Origin of the sequence: Sphingobacterium sp. MYb388 (assembly GCF_037479535.1) — a bacterium.
GTDB classification, from domain to species: Bacteria; Bacteroidota; Bacteroidia; order Sphingobacteriales; family Sphingobacteriaceae; genus Sphingobacterium; species Sphingobacterium anhuiense.
The window spans coordinates 667920-687686 of record NZ_JBBGYV010000001.1; the positions used below are offsets into that span (position 1 = coordinate 667920).

17 protein-coding genes are annotated in these 19767 nt (G+C 35.3%); 14 read left to right on the forward strand and 3 right to left on the reverse strand.

Going from position 1 to position 19767, the window contains the following annotated elements:
* Positions 1-168: 168 nt before the first annotated feature.
* On the forward strand, positions 169-1665 hold the full coding sequence (locus WH188_RS03005; protein ID WP_339423231.1) for an arylsulfatase: 1497 nt from the start codon (positions 169-171) through the stop codon (positions 1663-1665).
* Positions 1666-1753: 88 nt separating this feature from the next.
* On the forward strand, positions 1754-2380 hold the full coding sequence (locus WH188_RS03010; RefSeq protein ID WP_339423232.1) for a class I SAM-dependent methyltransferase: 627 nt from the start codon (positions 1754-1756) through the stop codon (positions 2378-2380).
* A 59-nt stretch (positions 2381-2439) separates the two neighbouring features.
* Here WH188_RS03010 and WH188_RS03015 read toward each other — a convergent pair whose 3' ends face one another.
* Complete coding sequence (locus WH188_RS03015; protein ID WP_339423233.1) at positions 2440-3048, reverse strand: FMN-binding negative transcriptional regulator; 609 nt, start codon at positions 3046-3048, stop codon at positions 2440-2442.
* A gap of 23 nt (positions 3049-3071) precedes the next feature.
* Positions 3072-3962 (reverse strand): DMT family transporter, encoded by an 891-nt coding sequence (locus WH188_RS03020; protein ID WP_339423234.1) that lies wholly within the window; start codon positions 3960-3962, stop codon positions 3072-3074.
* Positions 3963-4053: 91 nt separating this feature from the next.
* On the opposite strand from WH188_RS03020, the gene WH188_RS03025 reads away from it, so the two are divergent.
* The 8 genes from WH188_RS03025 (at position 4054) to bla (ending at position 11484) form a co-directional block, all read left to right on the forward strand.
* Positions 4054-5493 (forward strand): aminotransferase-like domain-containing protein, encoded by a 1440-nt coding sequence (locus tag WH188_RS03025; RefSeq protein WP_339423235.1) that lies wholly within the window; start codon positions 4054-4056, stop codon positions 5491-5493.
* 444 nt (positions 5494-5937) lie between these two features.
* The gene (locus tag WH188_RS03030; protein WP_339423236.1) at positions 5938-6489 is read left to right on the forward strand and encodes a DUF6266 family protein; all 552 of its coding nucleotides are present in this window, start codon (positions 5938-5940) and stop codon (positions 6487-6489) included.
* Positions 6490-7018: 529 nt separating this feature from the next.
* A complete protein-coding gene (locus tag WH188_RS03035; RefSeq protein WP_021189475.1) occupies positions 7019-7429 on the forward strand; it encodes an Rrf2 family transcriptional regulator in 411 nt (136 codons plus the stop codon).
* Positions 7430-7476: 47 nt separating this feature from the next.
* The gene (locus WH188_RS03040) at positions 7477-8325 is read left to right on the forward strand and encodes an SDR family oxidoreductase (RefSeq protein ID WP_339423237.1); all 849 of its coding nucleotides are present in this window, start codon (positions 7477-7479) and stop codon (positions 8323-8325) included.
* A 130-nt stretch (positions 8326-8455) separates the two neighbouring features.
* Positions 8456-9109, forward strand: a complete 654-nt coding sequence (locus tag WH188_RS03045; protein WP_183914941.1) for a CatB-related O-acetyltransferase — start codon at positions 8456-8458, stop codon at positions 9107-9109.
* Positions 9110-9504: 395 nt separating this feature from the next.
* Positions 9505-9891: a VOC family protein gene (locus WH188_RS03050; RefSeq protein WP_339423238.1), complete on the forward strand. Its 387-nt coding sequence runs from the start codon at positions 9505-9507 to the stop codon at positions 9889-9891.
* A 22-nt stretch (positions 9892-9913) separates the two neighbouring features.
* On the forward strand, positions 9914-10273 hold the full coding sequence (locus WH188_RS03055) for a DUF2200 domain-containing protein (protein ID WP_339423239.1): 360 nt from the start codon (positions 9914-9916) through the stop codon (positions 10271-10273).
* Positions 10274-10575: 302 nt separating this feature from the next.
* Positions 10576-11484 carry a class A beta-lactamase, subclass A2 gene (bla, locus tag WH188_RS03060; RefSeq protein WP_339423240.1) on the forward strand — a complete coding sequence of 303 codons (909 nt, stop codon included), beginning with the start codon at positions 10576-10578 and terminating at the stop codon, positions 11482-11484.
* Here bla and WH188_RS03065 read toward each other — a convergent pair.
* Positions 11479-12471, reverse strand: coding sequence for a 2-hydroxyacid dehydrogenase (locus WH188_RS03065; RefSeq protein WP_339423241.1), 993 nt, complete (start codon positions 12469-12471; stop codon positions 11479-11481). The two genes, bla and WH188_RS03065, sit on opposite strands and share 6 nt — an antisense overlap.
* 401 nt (positions 12472-12872) lie before the next feature.
* Between WH188_RS03065 and WH188_RS03070 the strand changes: the two genes are divergently transcribed.
* Genes WH188_RS03070 through WH188_RS03085 form a run of 4 tightly spaced genes read left to right on the forward strand, consistent with a single transcriptional unit; the run spans position 12873 to position 19605 of the window.
* On the forward strand, positions 12873-13403 hold the full coding sequence (locus WH188_RS03070) for a sigma-70 family RNA polymerase sigma factor (protein ID WP_339423242.1): 531 nt from the start codon (positions 12873-12875) through the stop codon (positions 13401-13403).
* 39 nt (positions 13404-13442) lie between these two features.
* Positions 13443-14477 carry a FecR family protein gene (locus tag WH188_RS03075; RefSeq protein ID WP_339423243.1) on the forward strand — a complete coding sequence of 345 codons (1035 nt, stop codon included), beginning with the start codon at positions 13443-13445 and terminating at the stop codon, positions 14475-14477.
* A 23-nt stretch (positions 14478-14500) separates the two neighbouring features.
* On the forward strand, positions 14501-17824 hold the full coding sequence (locus WH188_RS03080) for a SusC/RagA family TonB-linked outer membrane protein (RefSeq protein ID WP_339423245.1): 3324 nt from the start codon (positions 14501-14503) through the stop codon (positions 17822-17824).
* A gap of 11 nt (positions 17825-17835) precedes the next feature.
* Positions 17836-19605 carry a RagB/SusD family nutrient uptake outer membrane protein gene (locus WH188_RS03085; protein WP_132771088.1) on the forward strand — a complete coding sequence of 590 codons (1770 nt, stop codon included), beginning with the start codon at positions 17836-17838 and terminating at the stop codon, positions 19603-19605.
* The last annotated feature ends 162 nt before the right edge of the window (positions 19606-19767 follow it).

Below are 19767 nucleotides of genomic sequence, written 5' to 3' on the forward strand. Positions count from 1 at the left end.
ATATTTTTTTATTGATGACCATATCTGATAAAGTAAAAGTATTTTAGGTGGAAGCATTCATTTTTTATTATTTTGTGACTATAATAATAAATTTGAATTATACCTTTTATATTAAATACTTAACGACATATTACACGTGTAGTTTTTGTAAAAAAAATAACCATAAAGATGATTAGAAATTTAAACATATGCACCTTAGTAAGTCTATTTTTTGCTATTGGAAACATTTACGCACAAAGGAGTACTAAACCTAATATCATATATATTTATGCAGATGATTTGGGGTATGGTGAGATTGAACCTTATGGGCAGCAGAAAATAAAAACTCCTAATCTATTAAAATTGGCTGAGAAGGGGATGACTTTTACACAACATTATGCTAGTACTCCGGTTTGTGCACCATCCCGTGCTATGCTTATGACCGGTAAACATGGTGGGCATGCTTATATTCGTGGTAATTATGAACTTGGTGGATTTCCTGATAGTCTTGAAGGTGGGCAGATGCCCCTGCCGGAAGGCACATTAACCATTCCTAAGATGCTGAAGCAGATTGGATATCGTACAGCTATGGCGGGTAAGTGGGGATTAGGTATGAATAATACACCAGGCAGCCCCTTGAGACAGGGATTTGATTATTATATCTCGGTTTTAGATCAGAAACAAGCTCACAATTTTTATCCAACTCACTTATGGGAAAATGATGTGCGATTAACATTGAACAACCCTGTAATGGATGTGCATAAGGCACTTAATCCAGCGACAGCGACAGACGCAGATTTTGACTATTATATAGGGAAGGAATATGCAACTGATCTAATGGCTGAAAAAGCACTCAAATTTATTTCAGAGAATAAGGAACAGCCATTTTTTCTTTATCTGCCATTTACGCAACCACATGTGTCATTGCAGGCACCTCAAGAATATATTGATATGTACAAAGGTGTTTTTGATGAAAAACCTTACTATGGACAGCAAGGATATGCAGCTACTAAATATCCTTATGCAACATATGCTGCAATGATTACTTATTTGGATGCTCAGGTCGGTAAAATAATGAACCGAATCTCGGAGCTAGGTCTTGATGAGAATACAATCATTATGTTTTCTAGTGATAATGGTACGACATTTAATGGCGGTGTAAATCCAAAATTCTTTAAAAGCGTCGGTGACTTAAGAGGTCTAAAAATGGATGTATTCGAAGGAGGGATCCGTGTGCCTTTTATAGCATCTTGGCCAGGAAATATTTCGGCGGGAGTGAAATCTGATTTTGCATCAGCGCAGTATGATATTATGGCCACAATAGCTGCAGTCACTGGTCAAAAACTTGAAAATACCGATGGTATTTCATTATTGCCAACACTTTTGGGAAAAACAGATGAACAACAAGATCATGATTTTTTATATTGGGAATATCCTGAAAACGGAGGACAGATCGCAATCCGTTTAGGGAAATGGAAAGCTGTTAAATTAGATGTCCGTAAGAAAGGCTACAGTAAGACACCTTGGATGATTTTTGATCTTGAAAATGATAGAAAGGAAGAGCAGGATTTAGCTGCTCAGCATCCAGAACTAATTAAAAAATTTGATACTATAGTAGATCATCAACATCAACCAGCACATATCAAAGAATGGGAGTTTATTAATCCAAAATTCACTAAACAGTAATGTTTTAACAGAATTTTCTTACTTTACTTTTGGTCACTTGGGGATTGCGTATTATTTTTCAAGTGACGGAGGTATTTAGATGATAGAAATGAAAAATAAAGAAGAAAAAGCAGAATTTTGGGAATCTGCTTTTGTTGAAAAAAATGAAATGTGGGGTTTCGAACCAGCAAAAGCAGCGGTTTTAACGGCTGATTTTTTTATCAAAGAGCTTGTTAAAAATGTACTTATCCCGGGAATAGGGTATGGTCGTAATGCTCAGGTTTTTAAAGATAAGGGTATGGGTGTTACGGGAATAGAAATATCGAAGACAGCAATCAAGATGGCGAGGGCTCATTATGGATCGGATATGCTGATTTTTAATGGATCTGTTACTGATATGCCTTTTGATCAAAATAAATATGATGGTATATTTTGTTATGCTTTAATTCATTTATTGGACAGCCAAGAAAGGATTAAACTAATTCAGGATTGTTATGATCAACTCAAAGTCAACGGATATATGTTTTTTACGGCAATTTCTAAGAAGGCTAATAGTTACAAAAAAGGAAGATATATTGATAAGGATCGTTATGAAGTATTCGAAGGGGTAAAGCTTTTTTTCTATGATGAGCATGCTATTGAATCCGAGTTTAAGCATGTTGGGCTATTTGAAATTGAAGAAATTGATGAAAGTCAACCCTTTTTTTTAATAAAATGTAAGAAATCTAATCATTGAGTTCATTATTTAGTTTCTTAAAACTAACTGCTCATAGTAACGACCTGTCGATTTATCTATTATAAAGTATCCTGTATGTATGAAGCAAGATCGTTATCCATTTTACTTGGACTGCTTTTTAGTTGTTGTATAATTCGTTGACGTTCTTCTTTTGTTTTATTTTGACTTAATTTCTTCTGCCCTTGTAACTCATTTACCTCTAACTCGAAGATTACTATACCTTGCATCATTCCCTTTTTGAATTTTTCAGATAGATTATTCCACTGTTGTAAGTAATCTTTTTCATAAAATAAAATCATTTGCTCTAAAGCATTGATTTTAGCCTCTTCATCTGTTATAATTTTTGCAGTTCCATAAGCATGAACAGCAATATAATCCCAAGTAGGTACGCTTTCTACTTTATCATAATGTAGAGGAGATATATAAGCATGGGGCTCGGTAAAGATGACTAGCGAAGTATTTTTTGAAATATACGCGACTTGTTCATTATTTTTTGCAAAATGGGCAGTAAGAATAAGTTTATCTGAAGTGTCGTTTACAACAAAAGGTAGCTGTGTAGCAATTGGAATATTATTCTTTACTGTAATTATGGTGGCAAAGCTATATTTTTTCATGAAAGCAATCTGCTCAGCTTCATGCTCAATTTTAAAATTATTGGGTATAAACATAATTTTATTTTAAATGGGATTTATTATTTAGCATATTTTTTTGATCCTGCAACACAGAGTATGACAGCCATCGTTATTCCTATCATATTAAGACTTACTTTTTCATTCAAAAAAATTGATGCTACGGCTAGTCCAAGAAACGGTTGAAGTAATTGTAACTGTCCAATAGATGCAATTCCTCCTTGAGCTAATCCTTTATACCAAAATATGAAAGCTATAAACATGCTAAAAATCGAGACGTATGCTAGCCCGAACCATGCCTTTATATCTACGTTTGCAAATGATAGTGGTCTGTAAAAAAATACTAGGGGTATCATAAATGGCAGTGATAAGACTAGCGCCCAGGAAATTACTTGCCAGCCCCCCAATGTTTTTGAGAGTTTCGCCCCTTCTGCATATCCTAATCCACACAGTATCACGGCAACTAACATCAATGAATTACCAAGTGGTGAGGTTGTTATTCCTTGTGCAATAGCATAACCTATTATAAAAAGGCTACCTATTATTGAGAATAACCAGAATAAAGGTTTCGGCCTTTCACCACCTCGAAGCACGCCAAAACTAGCGGTTGCAAGTGGAAGTAGTCCTAAAAATACAAGTGAATCTGCGGATGTAAGATATTGTAGTGCTAAAGCGCTTAAAAGAGGGAAACCAATTACAACACCGACTGCAACTATAAACAAAGGAATAATTTGTTTTTGTGTAGGTTTTCTCTCTTTAAAAATTATTAATCCGCCTAAAGCAAGTAACCCAGCAATAGTGGCACGGGAAACTGTTAGAAATATAGGATTTAAATCTAATACCGCAATTCTTGTTGCAGGAAGAGAGCCACTGAATAATAATACGCCTATAATGCCATTAATCCATCCGTTAGATCGAATCTTTGTTTCATAATTTATAGCTGTTTTTCTCATTAAATTTTCATTTGATCAAAAGTACATGAACATCATTTATGAGCACAGTATCAGTTTTGATTTATTTAATGGATACAGTTATATTTATATTATGAAAAGAGATTTTTTATACGATGAAATTGCTCGTAAAATCAGTAGTCAAATTAAAAGTGGTTTATTGCAACCTGGTGATCGCCTGCCATCAATCCGAACATTCAGTCAAGAGCAAGGGGTAAGTGTGAATACTGTCAAACGTGTATTTCTTGAATTAGAAGCACAGTCTCTTATTCAATCCAAGCCTCAGTCGGGTTATTTTGTTAGTCCGGCGCCTTACCTAAAGATTCCATTAACGGAAGTAAGTAAAACTTCACTAGGCATTGACAATGTCGAGCCAAAGGAACTTATTAGTCGTGTATATGCAAATATGGGGAAATCAGATCTGACACTATTCTCTATTGGTATTCCTTCTGGTAATTTGTTGCCATTAGCAAAATTGAAAAAAGAACTTATTCTCGCTACAAGGGCGTTAAAGGAAGGTGGAACTGAATATGAACCAATAGAAGGAAATTCAAAATTACGAAGAATGATTGCTGTCCGATCATTAGCATGGGGAGGGAAGTTGCAAGAAAGTGATTTGGTAACGACTAATGGCGGTATGCATGCTTTATCTTTATGTTTAATGGCATTAACTAAACCGGGTGATACTTTAGCATTAGAAAGTCCCTGTTATCCTGGTATTTTACAGCTTGCTATAAGTCTAGGATTACAAGTTATTGAAGTGGCAACCCATCCGATTACAGGAATTGATATTGAGTCTTTAAAAAAAATAATACCAGTTATTCATGTATGTCTCTTAGTGCCAAATTATAATACCCCGTTGGGAAGCTGTATTCCCGATAGTAATAAATATGAAATTGTTCATTTATTAGCAAAGCATCATATTCCAATAATAGAGGATGATGTATATGGAGATTTGTATTTTGGTTCTACAAGACCAAAATGCTGTAAATCTTATGATACAGAAGGAAATGTGCTTTGGTGCAGTTCTATTTCAAAGACTTTGGCACCAGGTTATCGGGTAGGTTGGATTGCTCCGGGCAAGTATAAAGAGCAGATTTTAAAGTTAAAACTCGTACATGCTATATCTTCAACATCTGTGGTTCACGAAGCTGTAGGTAACTTTTTAAAATCTGGACGGTACGACAATCATCTTAGACATCTTCGAAGTACACTATCCGACAACTTTCAGCATTATGCCCATACTATCGCTTCATACTTTCCGGAAGGAACTAAAATAAGTCGTCCACAAGGAGGACTTGCATTATGGGTTGAGTTTAATGAAAATATAGATACGGCCGAACTGTACGAATTTGCACTTAAACACAATATAAGTATTGCACCAGGCCGGATGTTTACCCTCCAAGATCAATATAATAACTGTATGAGGCTTTGTTATGGACTTCCTTGGAACAACGAATTGCAATTTGAACTGAAACAACTGGGTAATTTTGCCAAAATTCTTGATAAAAAAAATATAAATAGTTTGATTTAATATATCGCTAACCCGTTGTGCATTATGATTTAGGGCTATAAATAAGATAAATAAGTTATTCATTACGCTGATAATCAGTAAACTGTTTTTTCATGCGAGCCGGAGCAGGCTCATGCCTATTTCTTCCATTTCATCAGTTTTACTAAGTGCAATGAGTTTCAGCCAGAATATTTTTGTTACACAACCGGAGGTTCCTCTCTTTAATTTTAGGTGCAGCAAACGAAGATCAGATGATTACCAAATTATAACTTTTAACATTATTTGTTCAGTGTTTGTTCAGTGTTTGTTCAGTACTTGCTCAGTGATCACTCAGTGTAGACTGTATCAATATTGACTGATTACTGTATAAAAATTGATTAAAAATTGCTATTAATTAAAATCTGGTATTAGGATGTTTCCGTTTTTAATGTTTATCTTAAATATCTATAAACTAATCAGGTAATTATGGCAATCATCAAAAATGGCGTTAATGGGACTGTTTCCGGGAAAGCAGGTTCTGTTGTGTTTGTCTTAACGAAAACAGGAAATTATGTGCGTTCTCTCCCTCGCGTTAAAAAACGGGCACCTACACCTGAGCAACAGCTCAGTAGAACACGCTTCAAAATTGTGAGGTCGCATATTAGTATGTTAAATCCCATTATCAATATTGGTTATAAGGCATACAGCTATCCTAAGCGGGCATATGATGTGGCGATGTCTTATAATTTGAACGAAGCACTTATTCAGAAAGAAGACGATTTTGTAGTTGACTGGCAGAAATTTATGATTGCCAAAGGAAGCCCGAATCCCATCACTTCCTATACGATGGATTTCGATCAAGAAAATCAAGTGATTCGGGTTACTTGGGAATATGATGTTTATCTGGAGAAGAAGTTTAACACCAGGTCTTACGATTCCTTTTTAATCCTGTATAATGCAGAAGATAATGGGGGGGGAATATCCACTTTTGATGAACGACTCGAAAGACAGCTTAATATCTGGCAAACAAAATGTTAAAATTCCGAAACATAAAAAGGAAGTGACGTATGAAGTGTTTATCTTTTTTGTAGAGAGCTATGGTGGTAATAATACAGACAGTATGCACTTGGGTAAGATAAAGGTTTGAGCGGTATCAGGTGTCATTATTCCAGGGTGAATGTAAACTGGAGGTAGGACCTTTGAAACAGATTTAATAAATTAAAGAAACCCGTTGCGCATTATGATTTAGGGCTATAAAGAAGTTATTCATTACTCTGATAATCAGTAAATTGCTTTTACGACAAAACGATTTAGAATGAACAACCTATTCGCAAATTACGAAAGAATATTGGGAGTTTTAAGAGTAATATCAATAATTTAAAAATTAGCACTATTTAAAATGCAGAACGGGTTATCTCTAATAATATTTCATTAGGATAATCTAGACCTAAGTCTTGTTGTGGATCTCATGCTATTTTTATGATTTTTTCCGGGGAATTGTCATTTCAAATTCAATTGTAATAAAATTTGTTACAATATAAAAAATATTCCTAACTTTGTTGGTGATATGAATAATACAAGATTTTCAACAGCTATACATATATTAACATTGCTGGCTGATAGTGGAGAAAATTGGGTGAACTCGGATTGGATTGCAGGTAGTATTAACACGAATGCTGCGATGGTGCGGAAAGAACTAAGTGCATTGCAAGATGCAGGGTTTGTCATAGGACGTAAGGGCAAAGAGGGAGGTTCTCGATTAAATAAGCCAAGTAGTCAAATTTCATTGGCAGATATCTATGTGGCAGTGAAGAATACTGAAGTGCTAGGTAAAAAGAATTTGAATACGAATCCGCAATGTCCAGTTGGTAAACAGATTAATAAGGAGTTAGATCAGCTTTATTCTGATACCGATCAGTTGGTGATTAATTCTTTAAAAGGGCTGACATTGGAAAATTTCGCGAAGAAATTTCGTTAGTTTTTTTTGCTTTTAAATGTAACAAAATTTATTACAATATAGGATTTATGAAAATAGGAATTACAGGTGCTACTGGACATCTAGGACGTCTGGTAGTGGGAAAATTAAAAGAAAAGACTGCAAGCAACAATTTAGTTGCATTAGCGCGTGACACTCAAAAAGCTGGTGACTTAGGTGTCGAAGCACGCTTATTTGATTATAATAAACCGGATACTTTGGTTGAGTCATTGAAAGGAATTAATCATTTATTATTGATATCAGGAAATGAAATTGGACAACGTCAGGCGCAACATGAAAACGTTATCAAGGCTGCAAAAGAGGCGGGAGTAGAATGGATTGTATATACGAGCCTTTTACATGCTGATAAATCTTCATTGGTGTTGGCAAATGAACATCTATTAACGGAGGAAATTCTAAAATCATCGGGTGTGCCTTTTACTATTTTGCGCAATGGTTGGTATACTGAAAATTATACCGCTTCTGTTCCTACAGCCTTACAAAATGGTGCATTATTTGGTAGTGCAGGAGAGGGGAAAATAGCATCTGCAGCGAGAGCTGATTATGCTGAAGCGGCAGCAGTAGTTTTAACCAGTGCAGATCAACAAAATAAGGTATACGAGTTAGCAGGTGACTACGCTTACACCTTAGCTGAGTTGGCTGAAGAGATTTCAAATCAAACCGGGAAAGTTATTCCTTATAAAAATTTAAGTGAGTCAGATTATGCGAAAGCTTTAATAGAAGCAGGTTTACCTGAAGGATTAGCAACTGCTATCGCAAGTTTTGATAAAGGAGCTGCAAATGGTGATTTGTATGATGATGAAAAACAGTTATCTACTATGATCGGTCGTCCAACAACTTCGCTGACCACTGCTGTCGAAGCAGCTTTAGCAGGATAAAATTTAGCGTAGTTCTAAAAAAAAGGAGTATCAGAAATGATACTCCTTTTTTTTAGAACTACTTCCTATATCATATTCATATCGTACCCTATTTGAGAATATTTTATAAATTGCATAAAAAGATTCTAGAATGAGTACAAAACAAGATCAGATTAAGCATTGGTCCCGTGTTGAATATTTGCACGAAACTCATACCAATCCCAATATTCATATTAAGGGCAACACAAGTTATTACAGTAACGCCTGGACTGGAAATTTTGAAGAATGTGTTGTTCGTTATTTGTATGGAGATGTGTACAGTTTAAATCAATGGGAACCTGCCTGGGTAATAGATCAGTTATATATTGGTTCGCATGTTTGCATAGCAGCTGAAGCTGTAATATTGATGGGGGGAAATAATACTCATCGGTCTGATTGGTTTAGTTTATATCCTTTTGTTGAATCTATCGTAGAATCGTATCAAAGTAAAGGAGATACTATAATTGGTAATGGTGTTTGGATAGGGATGCGTGCTATGATTCTTCCGGGTATTCAGATTGGAGAGGGCGCTATTATTGCTTCAGGAGCTGTTGTTACAAAAGATGTTGCACCCTATAGTGTTGTTGCTGGAAATCCGGCAAAGCATATTAAGTTTAGGTTTCAATCGGATACGATTATTTCATTGCGTGATTTAAAAATTTATGATTGGGATGAGGCGAAATTTAAACATTTACAGTCATTTATATGTGGAAACGATATAGAACGATTGATAGAGGAAGCATGCAAATATGAAGCCTCCCTGTAATGTTTAGTTTGAAAACAATTTAAGAAATTAGAGGTTATTTGTTTTTTTGAGATTATTTTCTTGTAGCGTTAACATAATTTGTAAAAATTCATTTTTCTTAAAAAAATGATTCTCTTCCAACAAGTGGTTATAGCATTAAATAAAACTTCTAGGTTCTCATCTTGATATTGGTCAAAATTGAAATATAGAATAAATTGGATATATTTTAAGAAAGGGAAAATTTTTATAATTGTATGAACATGAGCTAGCAGTATACAGCTTGCAATAAATTACGGAGATCAATCTGAGTAAAGAAATAGTACGAAACATATTATTGGACCTATTTTTTTAGTATATTTATTCTAATAAAATGAGCGATAATTTCTAGAAATTTATCACTAATTGAAATCCTAAATATGAAAAAAGTAACTGGGCTTGGAGGTGTGTTTTTTAAATGCGAGGATCCTCAAAAGATGAACGACTGGTATGCCAAAAATCTAGGTTTGGAAGCTGGTGAATATGGCGCAACTTTTAAATGGTGCGAGCTTGATCATCCATCGGTTAAGGGGGCGACAGCATGGTGTACATTTCCTCGTGATTCTGAATATTTTAATCCTTCTGTAAAGCCCTTTATGATCAATTACCGCGTCGAAAACCTTGTTGCGTTGGTTGAGGAATTAAAAAAAGATAATGTCACTATCGTAGATGAAATTTCGGAGTATGATTATGGAAAATTTATTCATGTATTAGATCCTGAAGGTAATATCATTGAACTCTGGGAACCAATAGGGGATCTTGAATAGCATCGTCAAATAAAATAATAGTATGAAAAGTACCGCTGGACATGATGAACGAATAGCAAAAATGATATTTGCATCGGTTTATCCTCATTATCTCGAAAAAGTTGAAAAGAAAGGTAGAACAAAAGAGGAGCTGCATCAGGTTATAAAATGGTTAACCGGTTTTGATGAACAACAGTTGCAGGGTCAAATTGATCAGAAAGTAAATTTTGAAACATTTTTTGAAAATGCAAATCTTAATGTTAATGCCAGTCTTATTACTGGTGTAATCTGTGGTTATCGTATAGAGGAAATTAAAAATCCTTTAACACAGAAAGTTAGATATCTCGATAGGATAATAGATGAATTAGCAAAAGGGAAAAAAATGGAAAAAATTTTGCGATGAGTTTGTTAATTATTTGTATATTAGATTGTTGTAAATGATGGTTGTTTCTTTATTTTATTGAAGCTAACTCAATATATAATAAGTAAAGCCGTTTGCATTCGTGTAGACGGCTTATTTTTTTAATAACCTGACTTGATGTTAACAGTGATTAGTAAAAAATAATTTTAACTTTACAGTTGGTCGACCGACTGTGATTGCTTGCTATTATCAATAGTAAGCAATCAAAATGAATGAGGATATATAGATAGGTTAACTGTTATCTATTCTTCCTAAAATATCAGAACATAAATGATTTAAATCTCATGGGAAAACTCTTACAAATTGCATTCTTTTCATTACTATTTACTATAACTGCTCATGCACAAAGTATAGAGGGGTTAAGAAAAAATATTCAGCAGATCATGCAGAACAAAGATGCTGTTGTTGGTGTAGCAATAAACGGCATTAATCATAGTGATACATTGGGTGTAAATGCCGATAGACGACTTCCTATGCAAAGTGTTTTTAAATTTCCATTGGCGATTGTCATGTTAACAGAAATCGATAAGGGTAATTTTAAACTTGATCAAAAGATAGAAATTACAAAGCGTGATCTTACACCAGAAATTTGGAGTCCAATTCGGGAAAAATATCCTACCGGAACAACGCTTACGATAAAGGAAATTCTGGAATATACAATCACTTTAAGTGACAATGTAGGATGTGATGTTCTTTTAAAACTTCTCGGCGGACCTCAGGTTGTAGAAAGCTATTTCGCAAAAAAAGGATTTAAGGATATATCGATTAAAATTAATGAAAAGACGATGCAAAGTAATTGGGATAAACAGTTTTTGAACTGGTCAACACCCAAAGAAATGACTCGAATTTTGCAGACCTATTATGTGAATAAGAATAATTTGCTTTCGATGCCGATGTATGATTTTTTGTGGACAACTATGAAGTCTACTAATACAGGTCTTAAACAATTGAAAGGACAACTTCCTGATCAAACAATTGTAGCACATAAGACTGGCTCATCTGGAACTAATAAGAAAACTGGAATAACGGCTGCACTCAATGATGTTGGAGTTGTTTTACTTCCAAACGGTGAGTACTTTGTGATCAGTGTCTTTGTAACCCATTCGAAAGAAAATCAGGAAACGAACGAACGTATTATTTCAGATATAGCTAAAGCAGCTTGGGATTTTTTTACAGGAGCTAATCAATTATAGTAATACTTCTGGATCAGTTGTTCCTTTTTTTATCAGATCATCAATACTTTTCAGTGTTCTTTGAGATATTTGTTCTAATGCTTCCTCTGTGAAAAAAGCCTGATGGGCAGTAACCAAAACATTAGGGAAGCTCAATAACAATTGAATGGTGTCATCGTCAATAATTGTTGCCGATAAATCTTTAAAGAAAAGTTTCTCTTCCTGCTCATATACATCAATACCAAGTAGGCCTATCTTTTTAGTTTTTAATGCTTGTATTGCATCATTGGTATTAATCAGATTACCTCTGCTCGTATTGATTATTGTGACACCATATTTCATTTTATCAATAGATTTTTTGTTAATTAGATAATGGTTGTCTGCTGTAAGGGGGCAGTGCAGCGATATGATATCAGATTCCATAAAGAGTGTTTCCAATGCGACATATTTTACACCTAGGTTAATCAACGTTTCGTCAGGGTATAAATCATACGCAATAACCTCTGCTCCGAATCCCAGCGCTATTTTTACAAATGCCTTTCCTATTTTACCGGTTCCGACCACACCAATTTTCTTTTGGTAGAGATTGAAACCCAATAAACCGTTTAATGCAAAGTTTTGTTCACGCACACGATTATAAGCCTTATGAGTTTTTCTGTTTAAGGTCAATAGCATAGCCATTGCGTGTTCTGCTACAGCTTCTGGTGAATAAGCAGGGACACGGCAAACTTGAATATCAAAATCTTTAGCAGCTTGTAAATCAACATTATTGAATCCCGCGCATCTTAAAGCAATGTACTTAACTCCTTTTTTTGCAAGAGTTTCAATGACATTTCTATTTAGTTTGTCATTTACAAAAACGCATACTGCATCTTCATTTTCAATTGCATTTACGATATGAGGTCCTAGATGTGTTTCAAAAAAATGAAGTTCAAAACCATATTTTTCATTTTCTTTTTCGAAGAATTCTCGATCGTATGGCTTGGTTGAAAAGAAGGCTATTTTCATAACATATATTTTATATAAACTTAAGTAAATTTGCCAGTATCTACAATGATTTCATTAAGTTAAATGTCACTACTACTATCAATTTCCTTTTCAATCGATACTTTTTAAAAATTCGTAAGTATATGTTTACGTTTCTTTGTTATTGAAAATGTAATTTGAATATTTTTTTCTATGGATACATATATATTCAATTATTGATCTTTATTTTATTCTAAAAGGCGATTAAATTGATTCATTTAGATATTTTATGGTTTTAAATTCTTTTAATAATGGTTTAAATAAAATTTACTAGCCCCTATAACTCTGTTTAGTGTATGATTTTATTTGTTTTTAATCAATTGTAACATAATTATGAATAATTGGTATTAATAGCTATCTTAGTTTCGGCACTAACCTAAGATATGTCTAACCAAACCTTGATCTCTACCGCAGAATTTGAGCGTATTTATGAAAAATGGAACCGAAAAGTCTATCAATATGCTTTAAGCAAGACTTCTTCCACTTATATTGCCGAAGAAACTGTACAACGTGTATTTATCAAGCTTTGGAATAATATTTTTCAAAAGAACGTGCATGTGGAAATAGAAGCTCAACTATTTTGCATTGCTCGTACCACACTTTTGGATATTGTGAAAGAAGAAAGGAAGAGGCAGGATCTATTGCATATAAAAGTTGAAACTGATCAAGTTCCCACACCGTCAGAGTTATATCGCTTAAAGGAACTGAATGAACGGTACGAGGACATCGTGTCAAGAATGCCAGAATCTAGAAGAAAGGTGTTCATGATGAGCAGGTTCGAAAATTTGACTTATAAAGAGATCGCAGAAAGATTGTCGATTACACCCAAAACCGTTGAAAATCATATCGCTTTGGCATTAAAAGTTTTGAAAAAAATGTTTGTGTTTATCATTCATCTATTTTTTTTAAAATAGGCTTGGGGGTAAGTGACGTTTCTGCCGTATTCTTATTATATGAAGATTACGAGAGAACTTATCAATCGATACCTAAAGAATCAATGTTCGGCTGAAGAGGCTGCTTATCTGGAAGATTACATAGCACATTTGGGAGAATCTCTTGATCAGCTATTGTCTAAAGAAGAATGGGATCTTACTGACGAAAATTTAGATTATCCCAATCAGCAGGAAATCAAAGATAAAATATTAGCTTTTGCTAAAAAGCAAAATGTTTTAAAATATAACAGGAAATTACTTCGCATTGTATCCGCTGCGGCTGCTATAGTTGTTTTTATTCTTGGCTTTTATGTGAGTTTAAATCCATTATTAAATAAGCCTGCACCCCATCTTGGACAAATAGCTTCTGTTGAAGATGAGAAAGAGGAGATAAGTAATCTATATTACATAAATTCAGGCAATGACAATATGTTATTAACGGCAAGTGACGGATCTGTTATTACACTTTATCCGCAGTCAGAAATCAAATATGCTGAAGATTTTAGTACCCAGCAGGAGAGAGTGCTGTATTTGAAGGGGAAAGCTAAATTTGAGGTTGCCAAAGATAAATCCAAGCCATTTCGTGTACATTCCACCGGTGTAGTCACTACAGCTTTAGGAACGGTTTTTAGTGTTGATGAATTGCGATCTACTCAAACCCAGATCAAATTGATGGAAGGTAAAATAGAGGTGAAAGCTGTGGATCATCAGAGAGGGAAAGAATTAGTGCGAACCTTTTTGCCGCACGAAGAGATTACTTTGGATCATCGTGAATTAAAGGTTGTCGAGGAGATAAAGACTCATACAATAGGAACAGATCGGGGTGGTCATTTTCTTCAAAACAACCAGATCATCCAGTTTAAAAATATAGCCCTAGAGGATGTTTTGATAATTCTGATGCAAAACTATGACATCAAGTTGCAATACGATAAATCATTGATCAGTAATAAATTTTACAGCGGAACTTTTACGAATAAAACGAATGTCTTTGAAGAAATCATCAGGGAAATTAACTACTTACATCATGCCGGTATAAACTACACCAATCCACAATAATAAACAATTAAACCAAACAAATTATGAACAACTTTTTATCTAAAAAGCATCAGTTTCAAACTGTGCTGCTACTTCGATTTAAAAGTCCACGTACTAACTGGCCCCTTCGACTCGGAATGTTGGGATTACTGAGTATGGGATTTCATGTAGGGTACGGCCAGTCAACAGCTTCTGTAAGTGGAGTTGTCAGGGATGGAAGTAATAATCCCATCAGTGGCGCTACTGTAAGTATTGAAAATCTGTCTACGAAGTATAAACAGATGAATACGACGAATGCAGAAGGAACTTTTTCGTTTGACCGTATTCCAGAGGGGCAGGGATACGAAATTAAAATCAGTTTTGTAGGTTTCAAGACCAAAGTACTTAGTAACTATAATATTGATTCAAAAGATAAAGTTGCTATTACAGTTGCGCTAGAGCAAGAACAGGAAAGTTTAGAAGAGGTTGTAGTAGTTGGTTATGGAAAGCAGAAAAAAGCAAATATTACAGGTTCAGTGGCTTCGGTCAATGCTGAACAATTAAAGAATATTTCGCCTTCTAACCTTTCTAATGCCTTAGCTGGACGTGCCGCAGGTATAAATGTTACGAATACTTCGGGTATGGCGGGAGCTTCCTCAAGCCTACGCATTCGTGGTAGTTTTGCAGAACCTTTGTATGTGATTGACGGAATTGTACGGGATAAAGCGGCATTTGATGCTTTGGAAGCCAATGAAGTGGATCAGATGAGTTTTTTGAAAGATGCTGCAACAGCTGCGGTCTACGGGACAAGAGCAGGTAACGGTGTTGTGGTTGTCACAACTAAAAAGGGATCAGCTCAGGAGCCTGTATTTAATGTGCAAAGTAATTATAGTTTTGGTGCTCCTACTCAAACGCTTTTAGCAGATATTACGACTGCGGCTGATGAACTGACTTATCAAAATCGGGTATCCCAATTTCTGTGGGAAAATGGCTCTAAAACAGAACCATGGGTAGCACCCAATGGACAGGCTGAGTTTGATTATTTTAAGGATAAGGACTACAGTGTTAATGATAATATCTGGAGAAACCCTTTTAGTCACCGACAATCGATCTCAGTGTCGGGTGGTGGAGACCGAATTACTTATTATAATTTAGTCAGTTATCGTAAAGAAAATGGATCTTACAAATCATTGGATCATGAAAAATTCAATTTAAGGAGTAATGTCAGTGCCAAGATTACGGATGATTTTACGATTGATGTTAATATCTCGGCCAATCAAATCAATTCCAAGCGTTTTTATTGGCCATTTAGTACTTCCGCTAATGATGATGATTTTGATGTGTCAGATTTTTATCGCGTAACATTCAATTGGCCTAAAATGTATCCGTTTTATTTAAATGCAGATGGATCTCCAAGTAATTCTCCAACAGCATATCCTGTTCAGACACCCATGGGGAGCTGGCAAGCTTGGAATGTGATTGACCAAGTAGTTGGGAATCGATATATCGATCGTAAAGTTCGTCAGGTAAACCCAATCATGACGTTGAATTATAAGTTGGATAAACTCATAGAGGGCTTGTCTACAAAAGTTGTAGGTAGCTATCTCGCAGAAGATTATATGCGTAAAAGATTTATGACCTTCCAAAAGAACTACACATTTACTTCTCTGAATCCGGATGGAAATAGGTTTATACCTGCACCACCTTCAGAAGACAAAGTGAATATTTTTACTTTTAGTCAAGCACAGCCTTTTATGGATTATTCTCCTCAACGGGAGTGGGAATATCAGGTCAACTGGTTTTTGAATTATAACCGTAAATTTAATAAACATGCCATTGATGCGTTGTTGGTCTATGAACAATTTAAAGCTGGTGGAACCTATGTAACATCCCGTGCTGAAAATCCAATTGTTAGTATTGATCAAATGTTTATTTACCCGACGGATCGTAATTTTAGAGCTACAGATGCGTATGAAACAATTAATTCTAGAAGGGGATTTATCGGACGTGCAAATTATAACTATGCAGATAAATATATCGCTGAATTTTCATTTAGATATGATGGTTCGCCCTTATTCCCCGGTGATAAACGGTGGGGATTTTTTCCATCCATGTCAGCTGCTTGGCGTGTGTCGGAAGAACAGTTTTTCTTAGATATCAAAAATACGGTGAGTGATCTAAAGTTAAGAGCTTCATATGGAACAACAGGGAATGATCTTGATGTTAATGCGCAAAGGATCGGACAATTTTTGTATCAGGAAAAATATAGGCCTGCGGGTGGCTACATGTTTGGTGATCGTTATTATAATGGTATTGCCTATGGTGATACACCTACACAGAACCTGACTTGGACGACATCCAAAAGTGTTAATATCGGTTTGGATTTTGGTTTTGTAAATAATAAACTAAGTGGCTCAATAGATGTGTTTAATCGTAAGGAAACAGATATTTTAGGACGGCGTACTTTGAAAATTCCTGATAATTATGGACGGTCATTGGCTCCGGAAAACTATGCTGCTCGAAGTTATAAAGGTGGAGAGGTATCTATTAATTGGAATGATCGTGTGGGTGAAGTAGGTTATGGAATCACAGCTAATATGGGGTATGCAAAAGATCGTTGGGATGTCTATGATGAAGAGCCTGCATTTGCTGTTGGGGGAACGCGCAATTTCGAATCTCGAATTGGAAGACCTGAAAATCGAATCATCGGCTTTGAAGCTGTGGATCTTGTTAGAACACAGGAGCAATTAGATGCACTGAAGAGCAGTGGGTTTAAAACATATGGTCGTGATCCATACTTAGGTATGATTTTGTACAAAGATATTCGTGGAGCTAATTATTCTGAAAGCCCAGATGGTAAGATCGATGATAATGATCTGACGTTGCTTTCCGAAAATAATACACCACGCATCAATTACGGTTTTGGGCTAAATGCAAACTGGAAAGGTTTTTCTGTTTCAGCTTTATTGCAGGGAGTACTGGCATATGATCGTGTTATAAGTAATTTGGAAGGTGGAGGAATTCGTCAGCATGGCGGTACTTTTCGACCGTATTATCCTATCTGGGCAGGCGATGTTTGGACAGCAGATAATCCACAGGCAGATTATCCGAGAGTAGTGGGTTCCAACTGGCAGGAGTCGGGAACAGGTGCTTCGAGTTTTTGGATTCGTAATGGTGCATATTTGCGCCTAAGAGATTTAAATATATCCTATAGTTTACCGCAGTCAATTACAAAGTCGATGAAAATAAACAGTGTGAATGTATTCTTTAATGGAACAAACCTATTTGTGCTTTCTCCTATGACCGAGTTTCACGACCCGGAACAGAAAATGTATGATTCCTATCCTGTTATGAAAACATTTACCTTGGGTTTGGATGTTAAATTTTAATTGAAAAAACTATGAAAACGATATTTTATACCCTAATAGCACTTTTAGTTACAGTAGCGTCTTGTAAAAATGTGTTAGATATTGAAGATCTTAATTCACTTGACGAAAGCAAGGTATGGAACGATCCGAATCTTGTGAATGCCTATATAACGAATCTTTATCCCATGTTTGGAAATTGGAATGCTTCAGCGGATGCCAATTCAGAGCAGTTAATGGGCATATCTTTTCCTTTGGATGCTATCACAGTTAACAATGCCGCTTATAAATCTTGGGATTATACCACTATCCGTAGAATTAATACTGCAATTCAAAAAGTAACCGAAAGTGCAGCATTAAATGCAGATGTAAAAAATGCTATTCTTGGGCAAGCTTTATTTATGAGAGCATATATGTATTTTAATATGGTTCGATATCATGGTGGTGTACCCTATATTACTGTACCGCAGGATTTGGAGAAAGATGATTTAGAAACACCTCGTAACACAACGAAGGAATGTTTTGATTTAATGATAAAAGATCTAGATCAGGCAATTGCCTTATTGCCGCCTATGATTGCCAAAAGTTCAGGAGATTATGGTAGAATCGATGGGAATTTTGCTCTATCTTTTAAAGCTAAAGTTTTATTGTACAAGGCTTCCCCTCAATTTAATCCAACTAACCCTTATAATAATGTGTATTGGGCAGAAGCGCATGCTGCAAATAAAGCTGCCTATGATAAGTTAAAGGCTGATGGATATAATTTGACTCCAGACTATGCTAACATTGCTTTGCAGGAGAAGGGATCTGAAGTTGTTTTTGCTGTAATCAATTCGTATCCGAATAAAGTGGCGAGTTGGGATAATGGAGTGCGCCCGGGTTCTGAAAGTAGAGGCGCAGCAGGTGCAGTTCCAACATGGGATTTTGTCAAGTCATTTCCCATGAAAGATGGTAAAACTTTCTCAGATCCGACAGGAAAGTATTTTAAAACGAATGAGCAGTTTTTACAATCTTATTGGGAAAATAGAGATCCTCGGTTCGACAAATCTATTGTATGGAATGGCAAGATTTACGAAGTTTCTGGGAAATCAGGGAAACGTCAATATACCTCTGTGGGTATAGCCGCAGATCTGGATAACTTTGGTATTAATCCTAAGGCTAAAACACCATCAGAAAATCTGAATCGATATAGTGGATTTTTTATACTTAAAAATTCAAAGTTATCGCTGAAGCAAACAGAAGTAGAAACTCAATATGATGTGGATTTTGTACTGATGAGATTTGCGGAGGTTATGATCAACTATGCTGAAACTGCAAACGAAACCGGGGATTTTAATACCGCATTAACCATTCTAAAACAGATCAGGATGCGTGCAGGTATTGAAGCAGGAAGTGACGGAAATTACGGTATTACCGCTATTGACCGTACTCAGATGAGAGATGCAATTTTGGCAGAACGGAATATTGAGTTTTGTTTTGAAGGACACCGTTTCTGGGATCTGAGAAGAACTCGAAAATTGAATATACTTAATAATACGACCAAATATGGTGTAGAGGCTATTGCTATTCTTAGTAATGGAGCTGAAATGGATTTGGATGAGGCCGCAAATCTTGCCAAAACTTATCAGCTTAAGGAAAATCAGTTTAAATACAGTGTTTTACAAGTTCCAAATACGGGAAATAAAGTAAATCTTGTACCCGATACTTATTACTTTTTTCCATTAGCTCAATCTGTGATTGATAAAAATCCTAAAATATCACAGAATAAAGATTGGGGTGGAACTTTTAATCCTACTCTAGAATAATATGAAGTCTTATCATATGCTTGGCGATAGTAAAAATAAATATTCATTATAGTACTTAAAAAAAGTAATTACTGTCGAGAACTCGAATTTATTCATGTACCATCTCAAAGGTCTTCTGTAAAAATACAGAAGACCTTTCGTATTTTTTATTGAATTCATGCT